This is a genomic window from Streptomyces sp. NPDC026538 (genome assembly GCF_055567535.1).
On record NZ_JBVHQG010000003.1, the window covers coordinates 642,862 to 662,436 of the forward strand.

Below are 19,575 nucleotides of genomic sequence, written 5' to 3' on the forward strand. Positions count from 1 at the left end.
TGAGAGCTACCCGCCAGGTGAGTTCTCCGGCGGGACGCGAACGACGTCGCCCGCTCCGTAATTTCCCGATCAGACAAGCCCGACGGCCGGGCGGACTGAACGGGGAGGGGCCCACCATGGCGGGGGAGCGGGAGAGGTCTGTCCGGAGGCGCGGGGACTGGCGTCACAGGCTGCGCCGCACCACGCTCGCCGCCCTCCTCACCGCGGCCGTGGTCCTGCCCCTCTCCGCGGCCACCCGGCCCCCGATCCCGGCGCCGGCACCGGCCGCGCTCTCCGCGCCCCTCACCCCGGCCGCCGTCACCACCGCCTACCAGGCCAACCGCGAGAACGCCGCCGAGGCCGCCCGCATGGCCGCCGCCCACGGCGACCGCTCCCGCGCCGCCGCCGACCGCGCCCTCGCCTCCCCTTCCCGACGTCTCCTCCACTTCGACGCCCGGGGCACCGGCCAGGCCACCGAGGCCTTCGGCGACCTGGCGCACGCCGGCCGCGTCGCCGTCCTCGTCCCCGGTTCCGACACCACCCTCGACACCTACGCCCGCTTCCACACCGCGGCCGAGTCCCTCTACCGGCACCTCACCCGCGGGCACCCGCGGACCCGGACCGCCGTCGTTGCCTGGCTCGGCTACCGGACCCCCGCCACCATCAGCACCACCGTCCTCACCCCGGGCCGGGCCGAGCAGGCCGCCCCGCACCTGCGCGCGTTCATCCGTGAACTGCACACCCTCACCGCCCCCGGGCCCGCGGCGGTCTCCCTCCTCTGCCACTCCTACGGCACGGTGGTCTGCGCCCGTGCCGCCCCCGCCCTCACCGGCCTCGGTGTCACCGACATCGCGCTGGTCGGCAGTCCCGGCACCGGCGCCGACTCGGTCACGGCCCTGCACACGTCCGCCCGCGTCTGGGCGGCCCGAGGCGCCGGCGACTGGATAGCCGAGGTCCCGCACGTCACCGCCGACCTCTTCGGCACGACCGTCGGCTTCGGCACCGACCCCGTCTCCCCGGCCTTCGGCGCCCGCGTCTTCGCGGCGGGCCCCGGCGGCCACAGCGACTACTTCACCCCGGGCTCGGTCTCTCTGGCCAACCTCGCCCGGATCGTCCTCGGCGCGCCCACGGAGGTCACCCGTGCCTGAGTCACCGCCACCCCGCCTTCCGAACCGCATACGCCTTCTCGCCCACCGCATCGACACCGCCACCCCACCCGACCGGGACCGCGCCGTGGACGCCCTCCGCGCGTTCGCCATCCTCGGTGTGGTGCTCGGCCACTGGCTGGTCACGGCGCTGGTGGCGGACGGCGGCAGGCTGCACACCGGCAGCCCCCTCCAGCAGCTTCCCCGGCTGGCCCCGATCTCCTGGATCTTCCAGACCCTGGCGGTGTTCTTCCTGGTCGGCGGTCATGTGGCAACCCGCAGCCACCTCACCGCCCAGGCCGACGGCACCCCCTACCATCGTTGGCTGAAGTCCCGGCTGTCCCGTCTCTTCAAGCCGGTCGCCGCGGTTCTGGCCCTCTGGACGATCGCGGCCACCGCCCTCCTGCTCTCCGGCACCGACATCACCACCGTCCACACCCTCGTCAAACTCGCCCTGTCCCCGCTCTGGTTCCTGGTGGTCTTCGCGGCACTCACGGCGGCGACGCCGCTCGTCGCCCGGCTCAACCCCCTGTGCCCGCTGGCCGTCGTCCTTCATGTGGACCTTCTCCGTTTCGGCTTCGGCGCTCCGCCCGCCCTCGGCTGGGTGAACCTGGCGGCGGGCTGGCTGGTGCCGTACACCCTGGGCGCCGCCTGGACCCGTGGCGAACTGGACCAGCCACGCGCCGGCTGGGTCCTGCTCGTCGGCGGTACGGCGGCGACGGCCGGGCTCGTCGCGTGCGCGGGCTATCCGGCCTCGATGGTCGGCGTCCCCGGCGCGTCCGTCTCCAACCTCAACCCGCCCACGCTGGCCGCCGTCACCTTCGGCCTGGCCCAGTGCGGCCTGGCCCTGCTCCTGCGCGAGCGGCTGCGTCGTACGATGCGCCGCCCGCTCGCCTGGGCGGCGGTGGCCCTGGTGAACCTCTCCGCGATGACGATCTTCCTGTGGCATCAGACGGCCCTGATGGCGACCACCGCCACCGGCCTCCTGTTCGGCCGCCTCCCCGGCCTGCACACACCCCCCGACCACCTCACCTGGGCCGCGGCCCGCCTGATGTGGCTCCCGGTCTTCGCCCTGGCGCTCGCCGTCTGCTGGGCGGCGTTCCACACGTACGAGCGCCCCGGCACGCCACACCGCCGCCGCACCCGCTCGCGTGTCGCCGTCTCCCGTCCGGACACCACCCGCCCGCACATCGTCACGGACCAGCGCTCGTCCGATCGGGCGACACCGATCGGAGCCCGTCGTGTCTAGGCTGGCCGCCGTGACGGAAACGGGGAGCCGGCGGGCGTTCGCGGGCCGCGTCCTGCTCGGGCTGCGGATCCTGCGGGACGACCTGTGCACCGTCCGGGCGGACCCGCTGCCCCCCTCGGTGTGGCTGCGCTGGCTGCCGCACGGGGTGCTGTGGCTGACGGCTGTCGTCATCACGTTCGCCGGCCTGTCCGAGCTGCAGAACCACGGGCGTCTGGGCTTCGGCGGCGCCTTCCTGCTCGCGCTCTCGCAGGGCGGCGCGGTCGTCCTCGCCATGTCGCGGCCGATCCCGGCGTGGTGGCTGTCGACGGGCGGCATGCTGGTGGACGCGGTGACGCTGCTCGACCAGCTGGACATGCCCCCGGGAACGCGGTTCGCCTGGCCGTGGACGGTGTCCGGGATCATCGCGCAGCTGCTGGTCCTGCTGCTCCTCGCGCTACGGGTCCGGTTCCGGGTGGCCGTCGAGGCGCTGGTGCTGACCGCACTCGTCACCTTCTTCCTGGAGGGACAGCTGGGCGCGCGGCCGCATGCGTCGACCGCGGTGGTGACCGTCGCCCTGTCCGCGGTGGTCGTCCCGTTCGGCGCGGCGCTGCGCGGCCGCCGCGAGGCCCGCGCGGAGCTCAGCCACCAGGCCACGCTGACCGCCGAGGAGCGGGCCCGGCGCACCCTGCTGGAGGAACGCAGCCGGATCGCGCGCGAACTGCACGACGTGGTGGCCCACCACATGTCGGTCATCTCCATCCAGGCCCAGGTCGCCCCCCACCTGGTGGACAACCCGTCGGACGAACTGCGCGAGAACCTCGACGGCATCCGGCACAACGCCCTGGAGGCGCTGACCGAACTGCGCAGAGTCCTGGGCGTCCTGCGCGCGGAGAGCCCCGACGGGGACGCGCCCGACGACGCGGGCGTCGGCCCGCACAGCCCGCAGCCGACCCTGGACCGGCTGGACGCGCTGGTCGAGAACACCAGGGCGGCCGGTCTGACGGTCACCGCGCGGATCGTCGGCGACAGCCGGCCGCTGCCGCCGGGCGTGGAGCTGTCGGCGTACCGGATCGTGCAGGAGGCCCTGAGCAACGTCCTGCGACACGCGCCGGGGGCCACCGCCCATGTAGAGATCGAGTACATGTCGTACGGGCTGCTGGTGGGGGTCGGCAACACCCGGCCGACCCGGCCCGCTCCGCCGTCGCCGGGTGCCGGGCACGGACTGCTCGGGATGCGGGAGCGGGCGGCGATGCTGGGCGGCGCGCTGACGGCGGAACCCCGGCCGGACGGCGGCTACCAGGTCTTCGCACGGCTGCCGGCCGCCGGTGCCGACGCCGCCCTGGCGCCCCGCCGCACCCCCGGCATCCTGCCTGGTGCCACCGGTCGCACCGGCACCATCCCTGCCCTTGATTCGAAGGACGGTCGCGCATGACGAGCAGCAATGGCAGCAGCCCCATCCGCGTGGTCATCGCCGACGACCAGCAGATGGTCCGGCAGGGCTTCACCGTGCTGCTGAACGCCCAGCCCGGCATCGAGGTGGTCGGCCAGGCCGTGGACGGGCTGGAAGCCGTGGTGAAGGTCGCCGAACTCACCCCGGACGTCGTCCTCATGGACATCCGCATGCCCGAGCTCAACGGCATCGAGGCCACCCGCCGGATCGTCGGCGAACGCCCGGACATCAAGGTGCTGGTGCTGACCACCTTCGACCTGGACGAGTACGTCTACGAGGCGTTGCGGGCCGGGGCGTCCGGGTTCCTGCTCAAGGACGCGTCCGCGGACCAGCTCGCCGAGGCGGTCCGGGTGGTGGCGGCCGGCGACGCGCTGCTCGCGCCCGGCGTCACCCGTCGGCTGATCGCCCAGTTCTCCCAGCTGGACGGCGGCGGGGTGCGCGCCCCGCTGAAGACGCGCGTCGGCGAGCTGACCGAGCGCGAGACGGAGGTCCTCGCGCTGATCGCGCAGGGGCTGTCGAACGCGGAGATCGCCGAGCGGCTGGTCGTCGCCGAGCAGACCGTGAAGACCCATGTGGGCCGCATCCTGGTGAAGCTGGGCCTCCGGGACCGCACCCAGGCGGCGGTGTTCGCGTACGAGTCGGGGCTGGTACGGCCGTCGGGATACTGACGGCCCGGAGCCCTGTGGTGACGCCGCGGCCGGAACCCCGCAGTGACCCCCGTAGTACCTGAGGGGGATGCCGGAGAACCCGTCTCACTGGTGACGACGGCGACCCCGCCCGCCGCATACCGTCGTGAACGTGACCGAGACGACCCAGACGCACGCGATGCCATCGGAGCCGCCGGACGGCGCGTTCGAGCCGTACAAGCCGCGCAGTCCGGAGGTCCGGGCCGCGCTGGACGCCCTGCGCAGGCTGCGGCAGGACCTGTTCCAGGATGCCTTCGCCTACCGGCCGTTGCCCCCGCTGAGCAGCGACGGTCCGCGCATCCGCCGCCTGTCCGGCCGCATGCGGGAGTACGCGGTCTGGACCCCGCACATCGCGGTGGCCGCGGCCGGCGCGGTGGCGCTGCTGGCGACCGTCGCGGACCGCCCGCTGGGGTCGGCCGGGGGCCTGCTGGCCGGCCTGACCGTGCTGGCACCGGTGCTGCTCACGCTGGCGCGTCCGGTCGCCGCCTTCTGGCTGTCGCTCGTCGCGACCTGGGCCGGCACCCTGCTGGGCAGGTCCTGGGAGGACTGGCCGTGGACGACGGGCAACTTCATCTCCCACCTGGTGGTGCTCACGGTCGTCGCGGTCCGCACCCGTCCGCGCACGGCGGCCTGGATGTGGGCGATCACCGCGGTCTACGGCTTCACGTTCGTCTCGGTCCTCGGCGGGGGCCACTACACCAACGACGTCGGCCCGATGCTGGTCGTCTCCGCGATAGCCCTGCTGACCGTCACCGTCCGGCAGATCCGCCGGGAGGCCGAACAGACGGTGACCGCCCAGCAGTCGCAGACGGCGCACGAGCGGTCCCGGCGCACGCTCCTCGAAGAGCGCACGACGATCGCCCGCGAACTGCACGACGTGGTGGCCCACCACATGTCCGTCGTGGCCATTCAGGCGGAAGCGGCCCCGTACCGCGTGGAGAACCCGCCGCCGGAGCTGGAGAAGGCGTTCGTCACGATCCGGGAGAACGCGGTGGCGGCGCTCACCGAGCTGCGCCGCGTCCTGGGCGTGGTCCGCGCCGAGGACTACGAGGCCCCCGACGCCCCGCAGCCCACCCTCGCCGACCTGGACGCGCTGCTCGCCAACGTGCGGGAGGCGGGGCTGACCGTCGACAAGGCGGTGACCGGCGCGGTCCGTGAACTCCCGCAGGGCGTGGAGCTGTCGGCTTACCGGATCGTCCAGGAGGCTCTCAGCAACACCCTGCGCCACGCGCCGGGTGCCCCCGCCAGGGTGGAGATCGGATACGTCATCGGCGGCCTCGGCCTGCGCATAGTCAACGGGCCCCCGCCCCGGCCGGCCCTCCTCAAACCCTCTCCCGGCGCCGGCCACGGCATCACGGGCATGCGGGAGCGCGTGTCGATGCTGAACGGCGAGATGACAGCGGCCCCGACGGCCGAGGGAGGCTACGAGGTGACGGTCTTCCTGCCGGCCGTCACCCCTACCGAAGGTGATGCATGACCATCCGCGTACTGATCGCGGACGACCAGATGATGGTGCGCGAGGGCTTCTCGGTCCTGCTGAACGCGATGCCGGACATCGAGGTCGTCGGCGAGGCGGTCAACGGCCGTGAGGCGGTGGACCGCGTCCGTGAACTGGCGCCCGACGTGGTCCTGATGGACATCCGGATGCCCGAGCTGAACGGCATCGAGGCGACGAGGGAGATCGTGGCCGTCGACAGCGCGGCCAAGGTCCTGGTCCTGACCACCTTCGACCTGGACGAGTACGTCTACCAGGCCCTGCGCGCCGGAGCCTCAGGCTTCCTCCTGAAGGACGCCTCGGCCCGGCAACTGGCGGACGGCGTGCGGGTGGTGGCGGCGGGCGAGGCCCTGCTCGCCCCCTCGGTCACCAAGCGCCTGATCACGGAGTTCTCCAAGCTCTCCGGCGCCTCGCGTCTGATGCCCACGGCCCATGCCGCCTACGGCGACCTCACCGACCGTGAGACGGAGGTCCTGGTCCTCATCGCCCAGGGCCTCTCGAACGCGGAGATCGCCGAACGCCTGGTGGTGGCCGAGTCGACCATCAAGACCCATGTCAGCCGCATCCTGGTGAAGCTGGGCCTCAGGGACCGCACCCAGGCGGCGGTCTTCGCCTACGAGGCACGGCTGGTGACACCTGGCTAGCGCGGGGCGATGCGGTACAGCACGTTCGGACGCAGTGGCCCGTCGGGCTCGTTGGGGTCGTCGAAGTCGTCGGCCGGGTCCCGGGTCATGCCGATCCGGCCCATCACCGCCTGCGAACGGAGGTTGGCGGCTGTGGTGACGGCGAGGATCTCGGGAAGCGCGAGGGTGTCGAAGCCGTGGGCGAGGACGGTCAGCGCGGCCTCGGTGGCGTAGCCGTGGCCCCAGGCCGGACGGGCGAGCCGCCAGCCGATCTCCACTCCGGTGAACGGCATGTAGTCGTCCACGTCGTCCAGGCCCGCGAAGCCGATGAACTCGCCGGTGGCCCGCACCTCGACCGCCCACCACCCGTAGCCCCGCCGGTCGAACTCGGCCTGGAACCGCGCCACGGAGGCATCGCTCTGTTCGCGGGTGAGCAGGTCGCCCAAGTGCTCCCGAACCTCGGGGTCGGCGTTCATCGCCGCCCACGGTTCGAGGTCGGAGTCACGCCATCGGCGCAGGACGAGGCGATCGGTACGCAGTTCGGTCACGCCACCCAGCCAACGTGACCGCTGTTGCCCGGGCAATCCCTTTTCCCGGGACGGAACCGGGACGCGCATGCCACAAGCACGCTCGTCGTCGGCCCCGTGCACCACCCGTGCCGACCCGGGCGTTCCCACGCTCCAGCCGGGGCGCGCCAACGGCATCAGCCCGGTCGGCGGACAGGTGACCAGCGGCGCGAGCCAGATGACCGGGCCCTGCATGCCCCGAGAGGCGCCCTATCTGACCACGGCCGAGGCGCTGCGCGCGCAGCTACTGGAGCAGCACCACGTTCGGTGGTCCCAGTGATGATCACCCCGGGGCCGGTGAAACCGTTCCGCCAGTCGGGTGAAGCCGCTGCTCAGGGGCTGTCGGGGTGGGACCGGATCCCGCTACATCAAGAGACATGATCAAGCCCCTGGAGCATGGCCTGACCGCGCTCGCGCTGGCCGCCGTCCCCCTCCTGGTCACCGCCCTGCCGGTCCGGGCGACCTCGGTGCCGCAGTACTTCCAGATCATCACCCAGCTGAACGGCAAGTGCCTGGCCTCCGACGGCGACAACGTCGAGGTGCAGACCTGCAACGCGGGCACCGGCAACCAGCTCTGGTACTGGGCGGGCAAGAAGCTCGTCAACGGCGCCGAGCAGCACTGTCTCGACGTGCGGAACGGCGAGGTCAACGCCGCGGCCCAGGTGGTCGGCGACTGCCACGGACTGGCCAACCAGCGCTGGTACAAGGACGGCGGCTGGCTGCGCACGGACGTCGACAGCCAGTGCCTGAGCATCCAGAACAACGGCGACCAGCGCGAGCACGCGGGGATCAACCTCCGTAACTGCGGCTCCAACACCTGGCAGTGGTGGACCCTGCCCAACCCGTAGGGCCCTGAGACACCCCTGGTCAGGAGGGGGACCGGCGGTCTAACGTCCGTCCATGGCAGCCTTCGACCCCTGGGACCCGGACTTCCTCGCCGACCCGTACCCCGCCTACGCCGAGCTCCGCTCCCGGGGCCGGGTGCAGTACTACGAGCCCACGGACCAGTGGCTGGTCCCGCACCACGCCGACGTCTCGGCGCTGCTGCGGGACCGGCGGCTGGGGCGGGCGTACCAGCACAGGTTCAGCCACGAGGACTTCGGGCGGACCGCACCGCCGCCGGAGCACGAGCCGTTCCACACGCTCAACGACCACGGCATGCTCGACCTCGAACCCCCGGACCACACCCGCATCCGCCGCCTGGTGACGAAGGCGTTCACCCCGCGCACGGTCGAGCGGCTGAAACCGTACGTGGCGAAACTCGCCGGCGAACTCGTCGACGACCTGGTCCACAAGGGCGGCGGCGACCTGCTCGCCGACGTCGCCGAACCGCTGCCCGTCGCCGTCATCGCCGAGATGCTGGGCATCCCGGAGGCGGACCGGGCCCCGCTGCGGCCCTGGTCGGCGGACATCTGCGGAATGTACGAGCTGAACCCCTCCGAGGACACGGCCGCGAAGGCCGTCCGGGCCTCGGTGGAGTTCTCCGACTACCTGCGCGGGCTGATCGCCGAGCGGCGCACGGAGCCGGGCGAGGACCTGATCTCCGGGCTGATCGCCGCGCACGACGAGGGCGACCGGCTCACCGAGCAGGAGATGATCTCCACGGCCGTCCTGCTCCTCAACGCCGGCCACGAGGCGACCGTCAACGCCACGGTCAACGGCTGGTACGCCCTCTTCCGCAACCCCGCCCAGCTCGCCGCCCTGCGCGCCGACCACTCCCTGGTCCCCACCGCCGTCGAGGAGTTGATGCGCTACGACACCCCGCTCCAGCTCTTCGAACGCTGGGTGCTGGACGAGGTCGAGATCGACGGCACGACGATCCCGAGGGGCGCGGAGATCGCGATGCTCTTCGGCTCCGCCAACCACGACCCGGACGTGTTCGAACACCCCGGCGAACTCGACCTGACCCGCCGCGACAACCCCCACATTTCCTTCAGCGCCGGCATCCACTACTGCATCGGCGCCCCGCTCGCCCGTATCGAGCTGGCGGCCTCGATGACGGCCCTGCTGGAGAAGGCCCCGACGCTGAGCCTGGCGGCGGAGCCGCGGCGGAAGCCGAACTTCGTGATCAGGGGATTGGAAGGGTTGAGTGTCGGCGTTGAGTGATCACCCGTCGGCTGATCACTGACCGATTCCGATGGCCGGTCGCGAGTGTCGGGTCAAGCTGGTGCCTGCCTGCCTGCGAAGGGAGGCACCATGACGGTTATGGCAGAGCGCACCTCGTCCCAGATGTCGGTGGACGTGTTCGATCGGATCGCCGAATTCGCCGAGCGCGTGGACGACACCGTCGGGCTCGAATTCATCGACGGACGGCTCGGGGTCAAGAAGCTGACGAACGGCGACCACGGCTCGATCATCATGTGGTTGATCCGCCAGTGCATGCAGGCTCGGCCGGAGCTCGATCTCAACCCGACGCAGGGGCTGAAAGTGGAGGCGTACCACCGGGGCCGGGCCCGGCCCGAGGGCGCCCTCGCACCCGTGGGGCACTTCGCGGGGCAGGGGGATTGGGCCGAAACCCCGGGGGTGTTGATGGTCGTCGAGGTCACGTCGTACGACTCGGACACGCACAACCGGGACCGGGTCGAGAAACCCCGCGCCTACGCCGAGGCAGGTATCCCGGTCTATTGCTCATCGACCGCGACAACCTCTCGGTCCTCGTGCACAGCGACCCCGACCCGGAGGACGGATACCGGGACATCCACGTGGTGAGGCTCGGGGGCATGGTCACTCTCCCCGATCCCGTCGGCATCGAACTCGACACCGAGGAACTCAAGCAGTACGTCGATTGAGAGGCTGCCGTCAGCCGGTCATGTCCCGGCGTCTCAGTCCCGCGAGGCCGCCGCCCGCCAGGGCCACCGCCAGCCCGAGCAGGATCAGTACCGGCCCCCACTGCATCCCCCCGCCCGGCAGCTTCGGCAGGTGGCCGAAGGGGGAGAGGTCCAGGACGAGTCGGGGGGCGTTCAGGGCCGGGCCCACCCAGCCGATCAGCAGCACCGCCACCGCCACTGCCCAGGCCGCCGGGGCCAGCCGGGGCGCGACCCCGTACAGCAGCAGCGCGAGTCCGCCGACCACCCAGACCGCCGGGAGCTGGACGAGGCAGGCGCCCAGCAGCGGGCCCGCCTCCTTGCCGTAGCCGACCGCGAAGCCCAGGCCCGCCAGCAGCATGATCAGGACCGAGCCGCCGAAGGCGATGGTCAGATGCCCGGCCGCCCAGCGCAGCCGGCCCACCGCACAGGCCAGCAGCGGTTCGGCGCGGCCCGCGGTCTCCTCGCCGTTCAGCCGGAGGACCGACGCCACGACGTACAGCGTGGCGATCAGCCCCAGGATCCCGACCATCGAGGCGAGGAACGCGTTCGTCACCCCGCTCTGGCCGCCCATCCGCTCGAAGATCTCCCGGGCGTTCTCGTTGTCGCCGACCAGATCGGCCGCGCCCTCCGCCAGCCCGCCGAAGACCACGCCCGCCAGGAAGAAACCGAGCGACCAGCCGAGCACTCCGCCCCGCTGGAGCCTCCAGGCGAGCGCGGCGGCGGAGCCGAGGCCGCCGGTGGCCGGGCCCGGCCGGGCGGGGAAGAAGCTCATCCCCAGGTCACGGCGGCCCGCCAGGACGTAGGCCACCCCGGCCTGCACCAGCACCGCGGCCGTGAACAGCGCCAGCACCCACCAGCGTTCGGCGGCGAAGGGCCGGAGATTCTCCAGCCAGCCCAGCGGTGACAGCCAGGTCAGCGGTGACGACCCGGCACCGTCCGTGGAGTCACCCGCCGCGCGCAACACGAAGGCCGCGCCCAGGACCGCCGACGTCAGGCCGCGCGCCAGGCGTGCGCTCTCGGTCAGCTGCGCCACGATCGCCGCCGCCGTGGCGAAGACCATGCCGGTTCCGGCCAGACCGAGCCCGAAGGACAGCGCCCCGGCGCCCCCCTGTCCGGCCAGGCCCGCCGTGATCAGCAGGGCCGTCACGCCGTTCGCCACGGCCGCCGCCAGCAGGGCCGCCGTGAGCGACGCCCGCCGGCCCACCGCGCCGGACGCCAGCAGCTCCGCGCGGCCGGTCTCCTCCTCCTCGCGGGTGTGGCGTACGACGACGAGCAGACTGGTGACGGCCGCGAGGACACCGGCGTACACGCCCACCCGCCACGCCGTCAGACCGCCGAGCGAGGTGTCGTGGAGCGGGCCGATCAGAGCGCGGAAGGAGGCGTTGGTCTGCAACTGCCGGACCAGGTCGGCGCGTTCGGACTCCGTGCCGTACAGGGTCTTCAGCGTGTTCGGCATGGAGAGGACCATCAGCGCGTTCACCGCGATCCAGACCGGTGTCGTCACGCGGTCGCGGCGCAGCGCGAAGCGCAGCAGGGTACCGGTGCCCGTGAGGGTGGTCATCGGGCGGCCGCCTCGTCCTGGTAGTGACGCAGGAAGAGTTCTTCCAGGGTGGGCGGGGTGGAGGTCAGGGAGCGTACGCCGGTCTCGCTCAACGAGCGGAGCACGGCGGTGAGTTGCTCGGCATCGACCTGGAGGCGGACCCGGTGGCCCTGGACGTCGACGTCGTGCACGCCGGGGAGGCGGGCCAACCCGTCGGGCGGGCCGGCGAGTTCGGCGGTCACACTGGTCCGGGTGAGGTGGCGCAGGTCGGCGAGTGAACCGGACTCGACCGTACGGCCGTTACGGATGATGCTGACGCGGTCGCAGAGTTCCTCGACCTCGCTCAGGATGTGCGACGAGAGCAGGATCGTACGGCCGCGGTCGCGCTCCTCCTCCACACAGCGCTGGAAGACCTCCTCCATCAGGGGGTCCAGACCGGAGGTCGGCTCGTCCAGGATCAGCAGGTCCACGTCCGAGGCGAACGCGGCGACCAGGGCGACCTTCTGCCGGTTGCCCTTGCTGTAGGTGCGGCCCTTCTTGGCGGGGTCCAGTTCGAAGCGGTCGAGCAGATCGGCCCGGCGGCGGGCGTCGAGGCTGCCGCCGCGCAGCCGGCCGTAGAGGTCGATGACCTCGCCGCCCGAGAGGTTGCGCCAGAGGGTCACGTCTCCGGGGACGTAGGCGATCCTGCGGTGCACCGCCACGGCGTCCTTCCAAGGGTCGCGGCCGAGGATCTGCGCGGCGCCGGAGTCGGGGCGCAGCAGCCCGAGCAGGACCCGGATGGCGGTGGACTTCCCGGCGCCGTTGGGGCCGAGGAAGCCGTGCACCTCGCCGGCCTCGACGTCCAGGTCGAGGCCGTCCAGGGCATGGGTGCGGCCGAAGGACTTGTGGAGCCCGGCGACCGTGATTGCCTTCGTCATGGTTCCGAACGTACGCTGTCTTCAGAAAATTGTGAAGTTAAGGAAGCGTGGAAACCCCCGCTAGGCTGGTGACCATGACTACGGATGCGATGGGGCGCGATCAGGAGGCCGTCTCGAAGTTCGTCGAGAGCTTCGCGGCACAGCTCGTCGAGGCCGGGATGCAGCGCATGCCGGCCCGGATCTTCGCGGCCCTGCTGTCGTCCGACTCGGGCACCCTGACCTCGGCGGAACTGGGGGAGCAGTTGCAGGTCAGCCCGGCGGCGGTGTCCGGCGGAGTGCGCTATCTGGCCCAGCAGCACATGGTCGCGCGCGAGCGGGAGCCGGGCTCCCGGCGGGAGCGGTACCGGGTGCACAGCAACCAGTGGTACGAGGCCCTCACCAGCCGGGAGGCCGTGATCAAGCGGTGGGAGGGCGCCCTGCGGGAGGGCGTGAGCAGCCTCGGCGCGGACACCCCGGCGGGGCGGCGGATGGCCGAGACGCTCGCGTTCTTCGAGTTCGTGGACGCCGAGATCGCCCGGATGATGGAGCGCTGGCGGGTCCATCGGGAGAAACAGTTCGGGGACGCGCCCCGATAGGGGCGCGGGGAACCGCGCGAGCAACCAGAGGACGCTCCCGCAGGTGCGTACTCCCGCGCGGGAGCGTCGGGGCCGGTCGCGCCCACGCGACGGTAGCCGCACGTTCCATACGGCCTCGCGCCCCTGACGGGCGTTCAGCGCTCCCGCGTCTCCTCCAGCACCGTCCGTCCCAGCAGCGCGTACCGCTCCGGCGACCGGCGCTTGAGGTCCTGCGCGTAGCCGACGCCCGTCGCCGCCACCAGCGCCACCAGCCACGGGGTCGCCTTCAGCAGCAGTGAGCCGGACTCGGTGCCGGCCGCGACGCCCATGTTGGACACCAGCAGGACGACCACGGCGAGCATCGCGACGCCGCCGATGAGCGGGGCGGCGAAGGTCCTGAACCAGTGCCGGCTCTCGGGGTGGTTCTTCCGGAAGTAGACCAGCACCGCGAACGAGCACACGGCCTGCACGACCAGGATCGCCATCGTGCCGAGGATGGCCAGCAGCACGTAGAGGGCGTTGTACGGGTCCTTGCCCGCGGCCCAGAACGCCCCGATCAGGACGGCCGAGATCACCGTCTGGACCAGGCCCGCGATGTGCGGGGAGCCGTGCCGGGCATGGGTGCGGCCGACGGTGTTCTGGAGCGAGGGAAGCACCCCTTCCCGGCCCAGCGCGTACATGTAGCGGGCGGCGCAGTTGTGGAAGGCCATGCCGCAGGCCAGCGAGCCGGTGACCATCAGCCACTGCATGAGGACGACCGCCCAGTGGCCGACGTAGTGCTCGGTGGGGTCGAAGAAGAGGGCGAGCGGGTTCGCGGAGGAGGCGGCCTTGACGGCCTCCGTCTCGCCGTTGCCGATGATGGCCATCCAGGAGACGAAGACGTAGAAGACGCCGACGCCGAGGACCGAGATCATCGTCGCCTTGGGGATGATCTTCTTCGGGTCGCGGGACTCCTCGCCGTACATCGCCGTGGACTCGAAGCCGACCCACGACCAGAAGGCGAAGAAGAGACCGAGCCCCGCGGACGTGCCCTTGAAGGCGTTGACCGGGTTGACCGGGCCGAAGGTGAAGCCGTGCGGGCCGCCGCCGTGCAGGGCGACCGAGATCGCCATCGCGGCGAGGACGGTCACCTCGGTGCCGAGGAGGACGACGAGGAGCTTCTCGGCGACGCTGACGCCGAACCAGGTGCCGGTCGCGTTGACGGCGAGCATCAGGATCGCGAACGCCCACCACGGGACGTCAAGTCCGGTCTGGTCCTTCAGGGTCGTGTTGGCGAAGACCGAGAAGATGCCGATCAGCGCCGGCTCGAAGACGGCGTAGGCGAAGGTGGCGAGCAGCCCCGACGCCAGGCCCGCGGTGCGGCCGAGACCGTAGGAGATGAAGCCGTAGAAGGCGCCCGTCGACGTGATGTGCTTCGCCATCGACGTGAAACCGACGGAAAAGATTGCCAGGACGACCATTGCGACGAGGTAGCTCGCCGGGGCGCCTATGCCGTTGCCGGACGACACCATGAAGGGCACGTTGCCCGTCATCGCGGTGATCGGCGCGGCGGTCGCGACGGCCATGAAGACCACCCCGAGCAGGCCGATCGCGTTGGGCTTCAGCCGGTGGACCGTGCCGTCCCCGTCTGTCTTCGCCGCTGGGGCGACTCCCTCGTCCACTGCCATCGGGGTGGCCCCTCTCCTGCTGATCGCTGGCTGTACTGGACCGGAACTCTGTAGCCCGAATGAGTCGGTAGAGGGTCTCGGTGCGTTAAATGTTTGTCAACCAGACCTTTAGAAATCCGGCCGCAACACCCGGCCCGTACGGTCGCCGCCATGAGCACGTACACGGCCACCCTCGGCGGCGAACGCCACCGCTTCGACTCCCTGGCCCGCCTGCTGGCCGCCGCGAGTCCGGAACGCTCCGGCGACCGGCTGGCCGGCCTCGCCGCCGCGAGCGCGCGGGAGCGGGTCGCGGCCCGCTGGGCGCTGGCGGAGGTGCCGCTCGCCGCCTTCCTGACCGAGCCGGTGATCCCCTACGAGACCGACGACGTGACCCGGCTGATCCTCGACACGCACGACGCGGCGGCCTTCGCGCCGGTGGCCGGGCTGACGGTCGGCGAGTTCCGGGAGTGGCTGCTGGCCGCGGACACCGGGGCCCTCGCCGCGCTGGCGCCCGGGGTCACGCCGGAGATGGCCGCCGCCGTGTCCAAGCTGATGGGGAACGCCGACCTGGTGGCCGTCGCCCGCAAGGTGCGGGTGGTCACCGCCTTCCGCTCGACGATCGGCCTGCCCGGCCGCCTCGCCACCCGCCTCCAGCCCAACCACCCCACCGACGACCCGGCCGGAGTGGCGGCCGCCCTCCTGGACGGTCTGCTGCTCGGCTCCGGAGACGCGGTGATCGGCATCAACCCGGCCACCGACAGTCCGAAGGCGGTACGGGACCTGCTGGAACTCCTGGCCGAAGTGATCGACCGCTACGCGATCCCCACCCAGTCCTGCGTCCTCTGCCACGTCACGACGAGCGTGGACCTGATGGAGCGCGGCGCCCCGGTCGACCTCGTCTTCCAGTCCATCGCCGGCACCCAGGCGGCGAACGCCTCCTTCGGCGTCACCCTCGGCCTGCTGGACGAGGCGTACGAGGCGGCCCGCGGGCTGGGGCGGGGCACGGTCGGCGACCACGTCATGTACTTCGAGACCGGCCAGGGCAGCGCCCTGTCGGCGGACGCCCACCACGGCGTGGACCAGCAGACGGTGGAGGCGCGGGCGTACGCGGTGGCCCGCCGCTACCGGCCCCTCCTGGTGAACACCGTCGTGGGCTTCATCGGCCCGGAGTACCTCTACGACGGCCGGCAGATCCTGCGGGCCGCCCTGGAGGACCACTTCTGCGGCAAACTCCTCGGCCTGCCCATGGGCCTGGACATCTGCTACACGAACCACGCCGACGCGGACGACGACGACATCGCCACCATGCTGACCATGCTGGCCGTCGCGGGCGCCTCCTTCGTGATCTGCACACCGGGCGGCGACGACATCATGCTCAACTACCAGTCAGCCTCCTACCACGACGCGCTCTACCTGCGGGAGGTGCTCGGCCTGCGCCCGGCGCCGGAGTTCGAGGCGTGGCTGGAGTCGATCGGGCTGCTGGACGGGGACGGCGGCCTGCGCGAGGTCAGCGGCCATCCGCTGACGGCGATCGGAAGGGAACTGGCCGCATGACCGACCTGACCGAGGCGCCCACCGCCGGACCCGACGACCTGTGGCCGCTGTTGCGCCGCCACACCCAGGCCAGGATCGGCCTCGGCCGCTCCGGCTCCGCGCTCCCCACCCGGCACCGGCTGGGCCTCCAGTCCGCGCACGCGGCCGCCCGGGACGCGGTGCACTCGCCGTTCGACCCGGACGCGGTGGCGGCGGGGCTGGCGGGGCTGGCGACGGTACGGGTCCGCAGCGCGGCCGGCGACCGGACGACCTACCTCCAGCGCCCCGACCTGGGCCGCCGGCTCCACCCGGTGGACCGGGCGCACCTGCCGGCCGGTGACTGGGACGTCGTCTTCGTGGTCGCCGACGGGCTGTCCAGCCGGGCGGTGCACGAGCACGGGGCGGCGATGGTGCGGGCCACCGCGGCCCGCCTCCCCGGCCGGCGCATCGCCCCGGTCGTCCTGGCCGAGCAGGCCCGGGTGGCCCTCGGTGACGACATCGCCCACGCGATGGGTACGGCCCTGGTGGTGGTCCTGATCGGCGAACGCCCCGGGATGTCGGCGGCGGACTCCCTGGGCGCCTATCTCACGTACCGGCCGGTGCCGGGCGTGACCACGGACGCGGACCGGAACTGTCTGAGCAACATCCGGCCGCCGCTGGGGCTGACCTACGAGGCGGCGGCGGGGAAGCTGGCCGCGTTGCTGAGCAGGGCGCGGGAGCTGGGGGTCACGGGCGTGGCACTGAAGGACGAATCCGCATCCGAGCCCGACCAGGGGAACGTACCCGAGCGGCTCCACTGAGCCACAGCGGTCCCACGCCACCAGGAGTTTTCCCGCGCCGTGGGGTGGCATGGGGAGTCTCCTGTGCTGCGGGGTGGCACGGGGAGTTCTCCGGTGTCGCGGAGTGGTGCGGGGCGTGAGTCCCCCGCGTCGCCGAGCCCGCTGCCCCGCGTCGCCGAGCCCGCGCTGCCCCGCGGCGCCGAGCCCGCGCTGCCTCTCGGCGCCGAGACCGCGCTGCCCCGCGGCGCCGAGACCGCTACGAGGCCCCCGGCACCGTGAGTCCCCAGGCTCCCTCCACCACCCGCCAGGTCCGTCGCCGTACCGGACCCGTCACCCCCACGTCGGCCCGGTACCGGAAGTCCGCGCCCGTCACCGTCACCGTCCGCCCGGCGGCCCGCAGCGGCGTCGCCTCCGCGCCCACCGACAGCGGTCGTACCTCCACCTCGGCCAGCCCGTCGCGGCCGCCCGGGGTCACCGAGATCCCCTCCACCGGCTGGTCCAGGTCCACCACCGTCTGCCCGTCGACCTCGACCCGCAGCCGGGCGGGCCCGGGGCGGGGCACGGTCGGGAGCGGGCGGGCGGACAGGGACCGTACGAGGGTCTGGTAGGGCCGCAGCCACCCCCGGGCCCCAACCGGCACCGCGGCCACCGGCACCGCCGCCAGCGCCGGGATCCGCAGCGCGCCCAGCACCACCCCGTCGCTGTCGTCGACCAGCAGGTCCAGACGCCGTTCCACCCCGTCCAGGACGGCCCGCGCGGCCGCCACCGCACCGGTGGGCACCCCCAGCGCGTGCGCGACGCCCAGCGTGCCCCCCACCGGGACCACGGAGAGCACACATCCGGCCAATTCCCGCCGCCGGTGCAGAAAGGTCACGGCACGGATCAGCGCGCCGTCGTCGCCCACCACCACCGGCCGCCGAGACCCCCTGCGGGAAAGTACCCGGGCGAATTCCTCGGGCCCGTCCGGCAGACACACCTTCGTGGTCGCACCCGCGCTGAGCACGTCTTTCACGATCCGGACGGACTCACCGTCCGTCTGCCGTGCCGCCGGATCGATGATCACCAGCAGCTGATCGGACGTCGCGAATGTCGCCACCTCGGTCGTGCCTCGCTTCCTCGGGTAGCATCACTGTGCAAGAGCCCCTTGCGCTATTGCGCCAGGGGCTTCGTCTATTCCGGGGCATCCGGTCCGACGGTTGTGCGGCCAAAGACGGTCGCGGTGGTACGCGGCGCCGAACCTTACGCGTACGCCCCTGACCTTGGACATGCCCCGCCCGGAAGGGGTGTACGCGCGTGCCCGCACTTGTGCTGCTCGGTGCTCAGTGGGGTGACGAAGGCAAGGGAAAGGCGACGGATCTGCTAGGCGGCTCCGTCGACTACGTGGTGCGTTACCAGGGTGGCAACAACGCCGGCCACACGGTCGTCGTCGGCGACCAGAAGTATGCGCTCCACCTCCTCCCTTCCGGAATCCTCTCGCCTACGTGTGTTCCGGTCATCGGCAACGGTGTCGTCGTCGACCCGTCGGTCCTGCTCTCCGAGCTGAGCGGTCTGAACGAGCGTGGCGTCGACACGTCCAAGCTCCTGATCAGCGGTAACGCGCACATCATCACGCCGTACAACGTCACCGTCGACAAGGTGACGGAACGCTTCCTCGGCAAGCGGAAGATCGGTACGACCGGGCGCGGCATCGGGCCGACCTACGCGGACAAGATCAACCGCGTCGGCATCCGGGTCCAGGACCTCTACGACGAGTCGATCCTGACCCAGAAGGTCGAGGCGGCCCTCGACGTCAAGAACCAGGTCCTCACCAAGCTCTACAACCGGCGCGCGATCGCCATCGAGCAGGTCGTCGAGGAGCTGCTGACGTACGCGGACAAGCTCGCCCCGTACGTCGCCGACACGGTCCTGGTCCTCAACCAGGCCCTGGAGGAGAACAAGGTCGTCCTCTTCGAGGGCGGCCAGGGCACGCTCCTGGACATCGACCACGGCACGTACCCCTTCGTCACCTCCTCGAACCCGACGGCCGGCGGTGCCTGCACCGGCTCCGGCGTGGGTCCGACGAAGATCAGCCGGGTCATCGGCATCCTCAAGGCGTACACGACCCGCGTCGGCGCCGGCCCGTTCCCGACCGAGCTGTTCGACGCGGACGGCGAGGCGCTGCGCCGGATCGGCGGCGAGCGGGGTGTCACCACCGGCCGGGACCGCCGCTGCGGCTGGTTCGACGCGGTGATCGCCCGCTACGCGACCCGCGTGAACGGCCTGACCGACTTCTTCCTCACCAAGCTGGACGTCCTCACCGGCTGGGAGCAGATCCCGGTCTGTGTCGCGTACGAGATCGACGGCAAGCGCGTCGAGGAACTCCCCTACTCCCAGACCGACTTCCACCACGCGAAGCCGGTCTACGAGACGCTGCCCGGCTGGTCCGAGGACATCACCAAGGCCAAGTCCTTCTCGGACCTCCCGAAGAACGCGCAGGCGTACGTCAAGGCCCTGGAGGAGATGTCCGGCGCCCCGATCTCCGCGATCGGGGTGGGCCCGGGCCGCGACGAGACGATCGAGATCAACTCGTTCCTGTAAGTGATGTGTACGCACGTCCACTTGGGCCGGTCTTGGGAATCCTTGACCGG

The 19,575-nt window shown here is 71.9% G+C and carries 18 protein-coding genes and 1 pseudogene; 14 read left to right on the forward strand and 5 right to left on the reverse strand.

The annotated features are described in order from the left end of the window. Positions 1 to 116: 116 nt before the first annotated feature. The 6 genes from ACZ4N4_RS16005 to ACZ4N4_RS16030 all read left to right on the forward strand — a co-directional run bounded on the left by ACZ4N4_RS16005 (position 117) and on the right by ACZ4N4_RS16030 (position 6,627). Entirely contained in the window at positions 117 to 1,127 is a 1,011-nt protein-coding gene (locus tag ACZ4N4_RS16005) for an alpha/beta hydrolase (RefSeq protein WP_467588777.1), read from the forward strand. Next, entirely contained in the window at positions 1,120 to 2,373 is a 1,254-nt protein-coding gene (locus tag ACZ4N4_RS16010; protein ID WP_467588779.1) for an acyltransferase family protein, read from the forward strand. Before ACZ4N4_RS16005 ends, ACZ4N4_RS16010 begins: the two co-directional genes overlap by 8 nt. A gap of 10 nt (positions 2,374 to 2,383) precedes the next feature. Next, positions 2,384 to 3,784, forward strand: a complete 1,401-nt coding sequence (locus ACZ4N4_RS16015) for a sensor histidine kinase (protein ID WP_467588782.1) — start codon at positions 2,384 to 2,386, stop codon at positions 3,782 to 3,784. After that, a complete protein-coding gene (locus tag ACZ4N4_RS16020) occupies positions 3,781 to 4,470 on the forward strand; it encodes a response regulator (RefSeq protein ID WP_467588784.1) in 690 nt (229 codons plus the stop codon). Before ACZ4N4_RS16015 ends, ACZ4N4_RS16020 begins: the two co-directional genes overlap by 4 nt. Before the next feature lie 130 nt (positions 4,471 to 4,600). Continuing rightward, complete coding sequence (locus ACZ4N4_RS16025) at positions 4,601 to 5,965, forward strand: sensor histidine kinase (RefSeq protein ID WP_453570486.1); 1,365 nt, start codon at positions 4,601 to 4,603, stop codon at positions 5,963 to 5,965. Next, positions 5,962 to 6,627 carry a response regulator gene (locus tag ACZ4N4_RS16030; protein WP_467588787.1) on the forward strand — a complete coding sequence of 222 codons (666 nt, stop codon included), beginning with the start codon at positions 5,962 to 5,964 and terminating at the stop codon, positions 6,625 to 6,627. The genes ACZ4N4_RS16025 and ACZ4N4_RS16030 overlap by 4 nt, the downstream gene beginning before the upstream one ends. On the opposite strand, the gene ACZ4N4_RS16035 is transcribed toward ACZ4N4_RS16030, so the two are convergent. Continuing rightward, the gene (locus tag ACZ4N4_RS16035) at positions 6,624 to 7,154 is read right to left on the reverse strand and encodes a GNAT family N-acetyltransferase (RefSeq protein ID WP_467588790.1); all 531 of its coding nucleotides are present in this window, start codon (positions 7,152 to 7,154) and stop codon (positions 6,624 to 6,626) included. The two genes, ACZ4N4_RS16030 and ACZ4N4_RS16035, sit on opposite strands and share 4 nt — an antisense overlap. Positions 7,155 to 7,221: 67 nt before the next feature. Between ACZ4N4_RS16035 and ACZ4N4_RS16040 the strand changes: the two genes are divergently transcribed. The 4 genes and pseudogenes from ACZ4N4_RS16040 to ACZ4N4_RS16055 all read left to right on the forward strand — a co-directional run bounded on the left by ACZ4N4_RS16040 (position 7,222) and on the right by ACZ4N4_RS16055 (position 9,961). Beyond that, complete coding sequence (locus tag ACZ4N4_RS16040; RefSeq protein WP_467588793.1) at positions 7,222 to 7,452, forward strand: hypothetical protein; 231 nt, start codon at positions 7,222 to 7,224, stop codon at positions 7,450 to 7,452. 97 nt (positions 7,453 to 7,549) lie between these two features. Then, the gene (locus ACZ4N4_RS16045) at positions 7,550 to 8,020 is read left to right on the forward strand and encodes an RICIN domain-containing protein (RefSeq protein ID WP_467588795.1); all 471 of its coding nucleotides are present in this window, start codon (positions 7,550 to 7,552) and stop codon (positions 8,018 to 8,020) included. Positions 8,021 to 8,072: 52 nt separating this feature from the next. Continuing rightward, on the forward strand, positions 8,073 to 9,278 hold the full coding sequence (locus tag ACZ4N4_RS16050; RefSeq protein ID WP_467588798.1) for a cytochrome P450: 1,206 nt from the start codon (positions 8,073 to 8,075) through the stop codon (positions 9,276 to 9,278). Positions 9,279 to 9,368: 90 nt separating this feature from the next. Further along, a pseudogene (locus tag ACZ4N4_RS16055) lies at positions 9,369 to 9,961 on the forward strand (Uma2 family endonuclease). A gap of 10 nt (positions 9,962 to 9,971) precedes the next feature. Here ACZ4N4_RS16055 and ACZ4N4_RS16060 read toward each other — a convergent pair. Both ACZ4N4_RS16060 and ACZ4N4_RS16065 read right to left on the reverse strand, forming a co-directional pair. After that, complete coding sequence (locus ACZ4N4_RS16060) at positions 9,972 to 11,540, reverse strand: ABC transporter permease (RefSeq protein ID WP_467588801.1); 1,569 nt, start codon at positions 11,538 to 11,540, stop codon at positions 9,972 to 9,974. Further along, positions 11,537 to 12,436 carry an ABC transporter ATP-binding protein gene (locus ACZ4N4_RS16065; protein WP_467588804.1) on the reverse strand — a complete coding sequence of 300 codons (900 nt, stop codon included), beginning with the start codon at positions 12,434 to 12,436 and terminating at the stop codon, positions 11,537 to 11,539. Before ACZ4N4_RS16065 ends, ACZ4N4_RS16060 begins: the two co-directional genes overlap by 4 nt. Positions 12,437 to 12,510: 74 nt before the next feature. Here ACZ4N4_RS16065 and ACZ4N4_RS16070 point away from each other — a divergent pair, with 74 nt between their 5' ends. Then, positions 12,511 to 13,011 carry a GbsR/MarR family transcriptional regulator gene (locus ACZ4N4_RS16070; protein WP_453570463.1) on the forward strand — a complete coding sequence of 167 codons (501 nt, stop codon included), beginning with the start codon at positions 12,511 to 12,513 and terminating at the stop codon, positions 13,009 to 13,011. Positions 13,012 to 13,145: 134 nt separating this feature from the next. Here ACZ4N4_RS16070 and ACZ4N4_RS16075 read toward each other — a convergent pair whose 3' ends face one another. Next, positions 13,146 to 14,657: an APC family permease gene (locus tag ACZ4N4_RS16075; RefSeq protein ID WP_467588807.1), complete on the reverse strand. Its 1,512-nt coding sequence runs from the start codon at positions 14,655 to 14,657 to the stop codon at positions 13,146 to 13,148. A gap of 150 nt (positions 14,658 to 14,807) precedes the next feature. Between ACZ4N4_RS16075 and ACZ4N4_RS16080 the strand changes: the two genes are divergently transcribed. Beyond that, entirely contained in the window at positions 14,808 to 16,190 is a 1,383-nt protein-coding gene (locus ACZ4N4_RS16080; RefSeq protein WP_467588810.1) for an ethanolamine ammonia-lyase subunit EutB, read from the forward strand. Beyond that, positions 16,187 to 16,969, forward strand: coding sequence for an ethanolamine ammonia-lyase subunit EutC (eutC, locus tag ACZ4N4_RS16085; RefSeq protein WP_467588813.1), 783 nt, complete (start codon positions 16,187 to 16,189; stop codon positions 16,967 to 16,969). The genes ACZ4N4_RS16080 and eutC overlap by 4 nt, the downstream gene beginning before the upstream one ends. A 235-nt stretch (positions 16,970 to 17,204) precedes the next feature. Here eutC and ACZ4N4_RS16090 read toward each other — a convergent pair whose 3' ends face one another. After that, positions 17,205 to 18,044, reverse strand: a complete 840-nt coding sequence (locus ACZ4N4_RS16090) for a diacylglycerol kinase family protein (RefSeq protein WP_453570456.1) — start codon at positions 18,042 to 18,044, stop codon at positions 17,205 to 17,207. 197 nt (positions 18,045 to 18,241) lie between these two features. Between ACZ4N4_RS16090 and ACZ4N4_RS16095 the strand changes: the two genes are divergently transcribed. After that, complete coding sequence (locus tag ACZ4N4_RS16095) at positions 18,242 to 19,525, forward strand: adenylosuccinate synthase (protein WP_453570454.1); 1,284 nt, start codon at positions 18,242 to 18,244, stop codon at positions 19,523 to 19,525. The last annotated feature ends 50 nt before the right edge of the window (positions 19,526 to 19,575 follow it).

Excerpts from the sequence above, each read along its gene's own strand:
- ACZ4N4_RS16060 (WP_467588801.1), bottom strand. The coding sequence starts at position 11,540 with ATGACCACCCTCACGGGCACCGGTACCCTGCTGCGCTTCGCGCTGCGC.
- ACZ4N4_RS16030 (WP_467588787.1), top strand. The coding sequence starts at position 5,962 with ATGACCATCCGCGTACTGATCGCGGACGACCAGATGATGGTGCGCGAG.
- ACZ4N4_RS16050 (WP_467588798.1), top strand. The coding sequence starts at position 8,073 with ATGGCAGCCTTCGACCCCTGGGACCCGGACTTCCTCGCCGACCCGTAC.
- ACZ4N4_RS16075 (WP_467588807.1), bottom strand. The coding sequence starts at position 14,657 with ATGGCAGTGGACGAGGGAGTCGCCCCAGCGGCGAAGACAGACGGGGAC.
- ACZ4N4_RS16040 (WP_467588793.1), top strand. The coding sequence starts at position 7,222 with ATGCCACAAGCACGCTCGTCGTCGGCCCCGTGCACCACCCGTGCCGAC.
- ACZ4N4_RS16065 (WP_467588804.1), bottom strand. The coding sequence starts at position 12,436 with ATGACGAAGGCAATCACGGTCGCCGGGCTCCACAAGTCCTTCGGCCGC.
- ACZ4N4_RS16045 (WP_467588795.1), top strand. The coding sequence starts at position 7,550 with ATGATCAAGCCCCTGGAGCATGGCCTGACCGCGCTCGCGCTGGCCGCC.
- ACZ4N4_RS16005 (WP_467588777.1), top strand. The coding sequence starts at position 117 with ATGGCGGGGGAGCGGGAGAGGTCTGTCCGGAGGCGCGGGGACTGGCGT.
- eutC (WP_467588813.1), top strand. The coding sequence starts at position 16,187 with ATGACCGACCTGACCGAGGCGCCCACCGCCGGACCCGACGACCTGTGG.
- ACZ4N4_RS16080 (WP_467588810.1), top strand. The coding sequence starts at position 14,808 with ATGAGCACGTACACGGCCACCCTCGGCGGCGAACGCCACCGCTTCGAC.
- ACZ4N4_RS16070 (WP_453570463.1), top strand. The coding sequence starts at position 12,511 with ATGACTACGGATGCGATGGGGCGCGATCAGGAGGCCGTCTCGAAGTTC.
- ACZ4N4_RS16020 (WP_467588784.1), top strand. The coding sequence starts at position 3,781 with ATGACGAGCAGCAATGGCAGCAGCCCCATCCGCGTGGTCATCGCCGAC.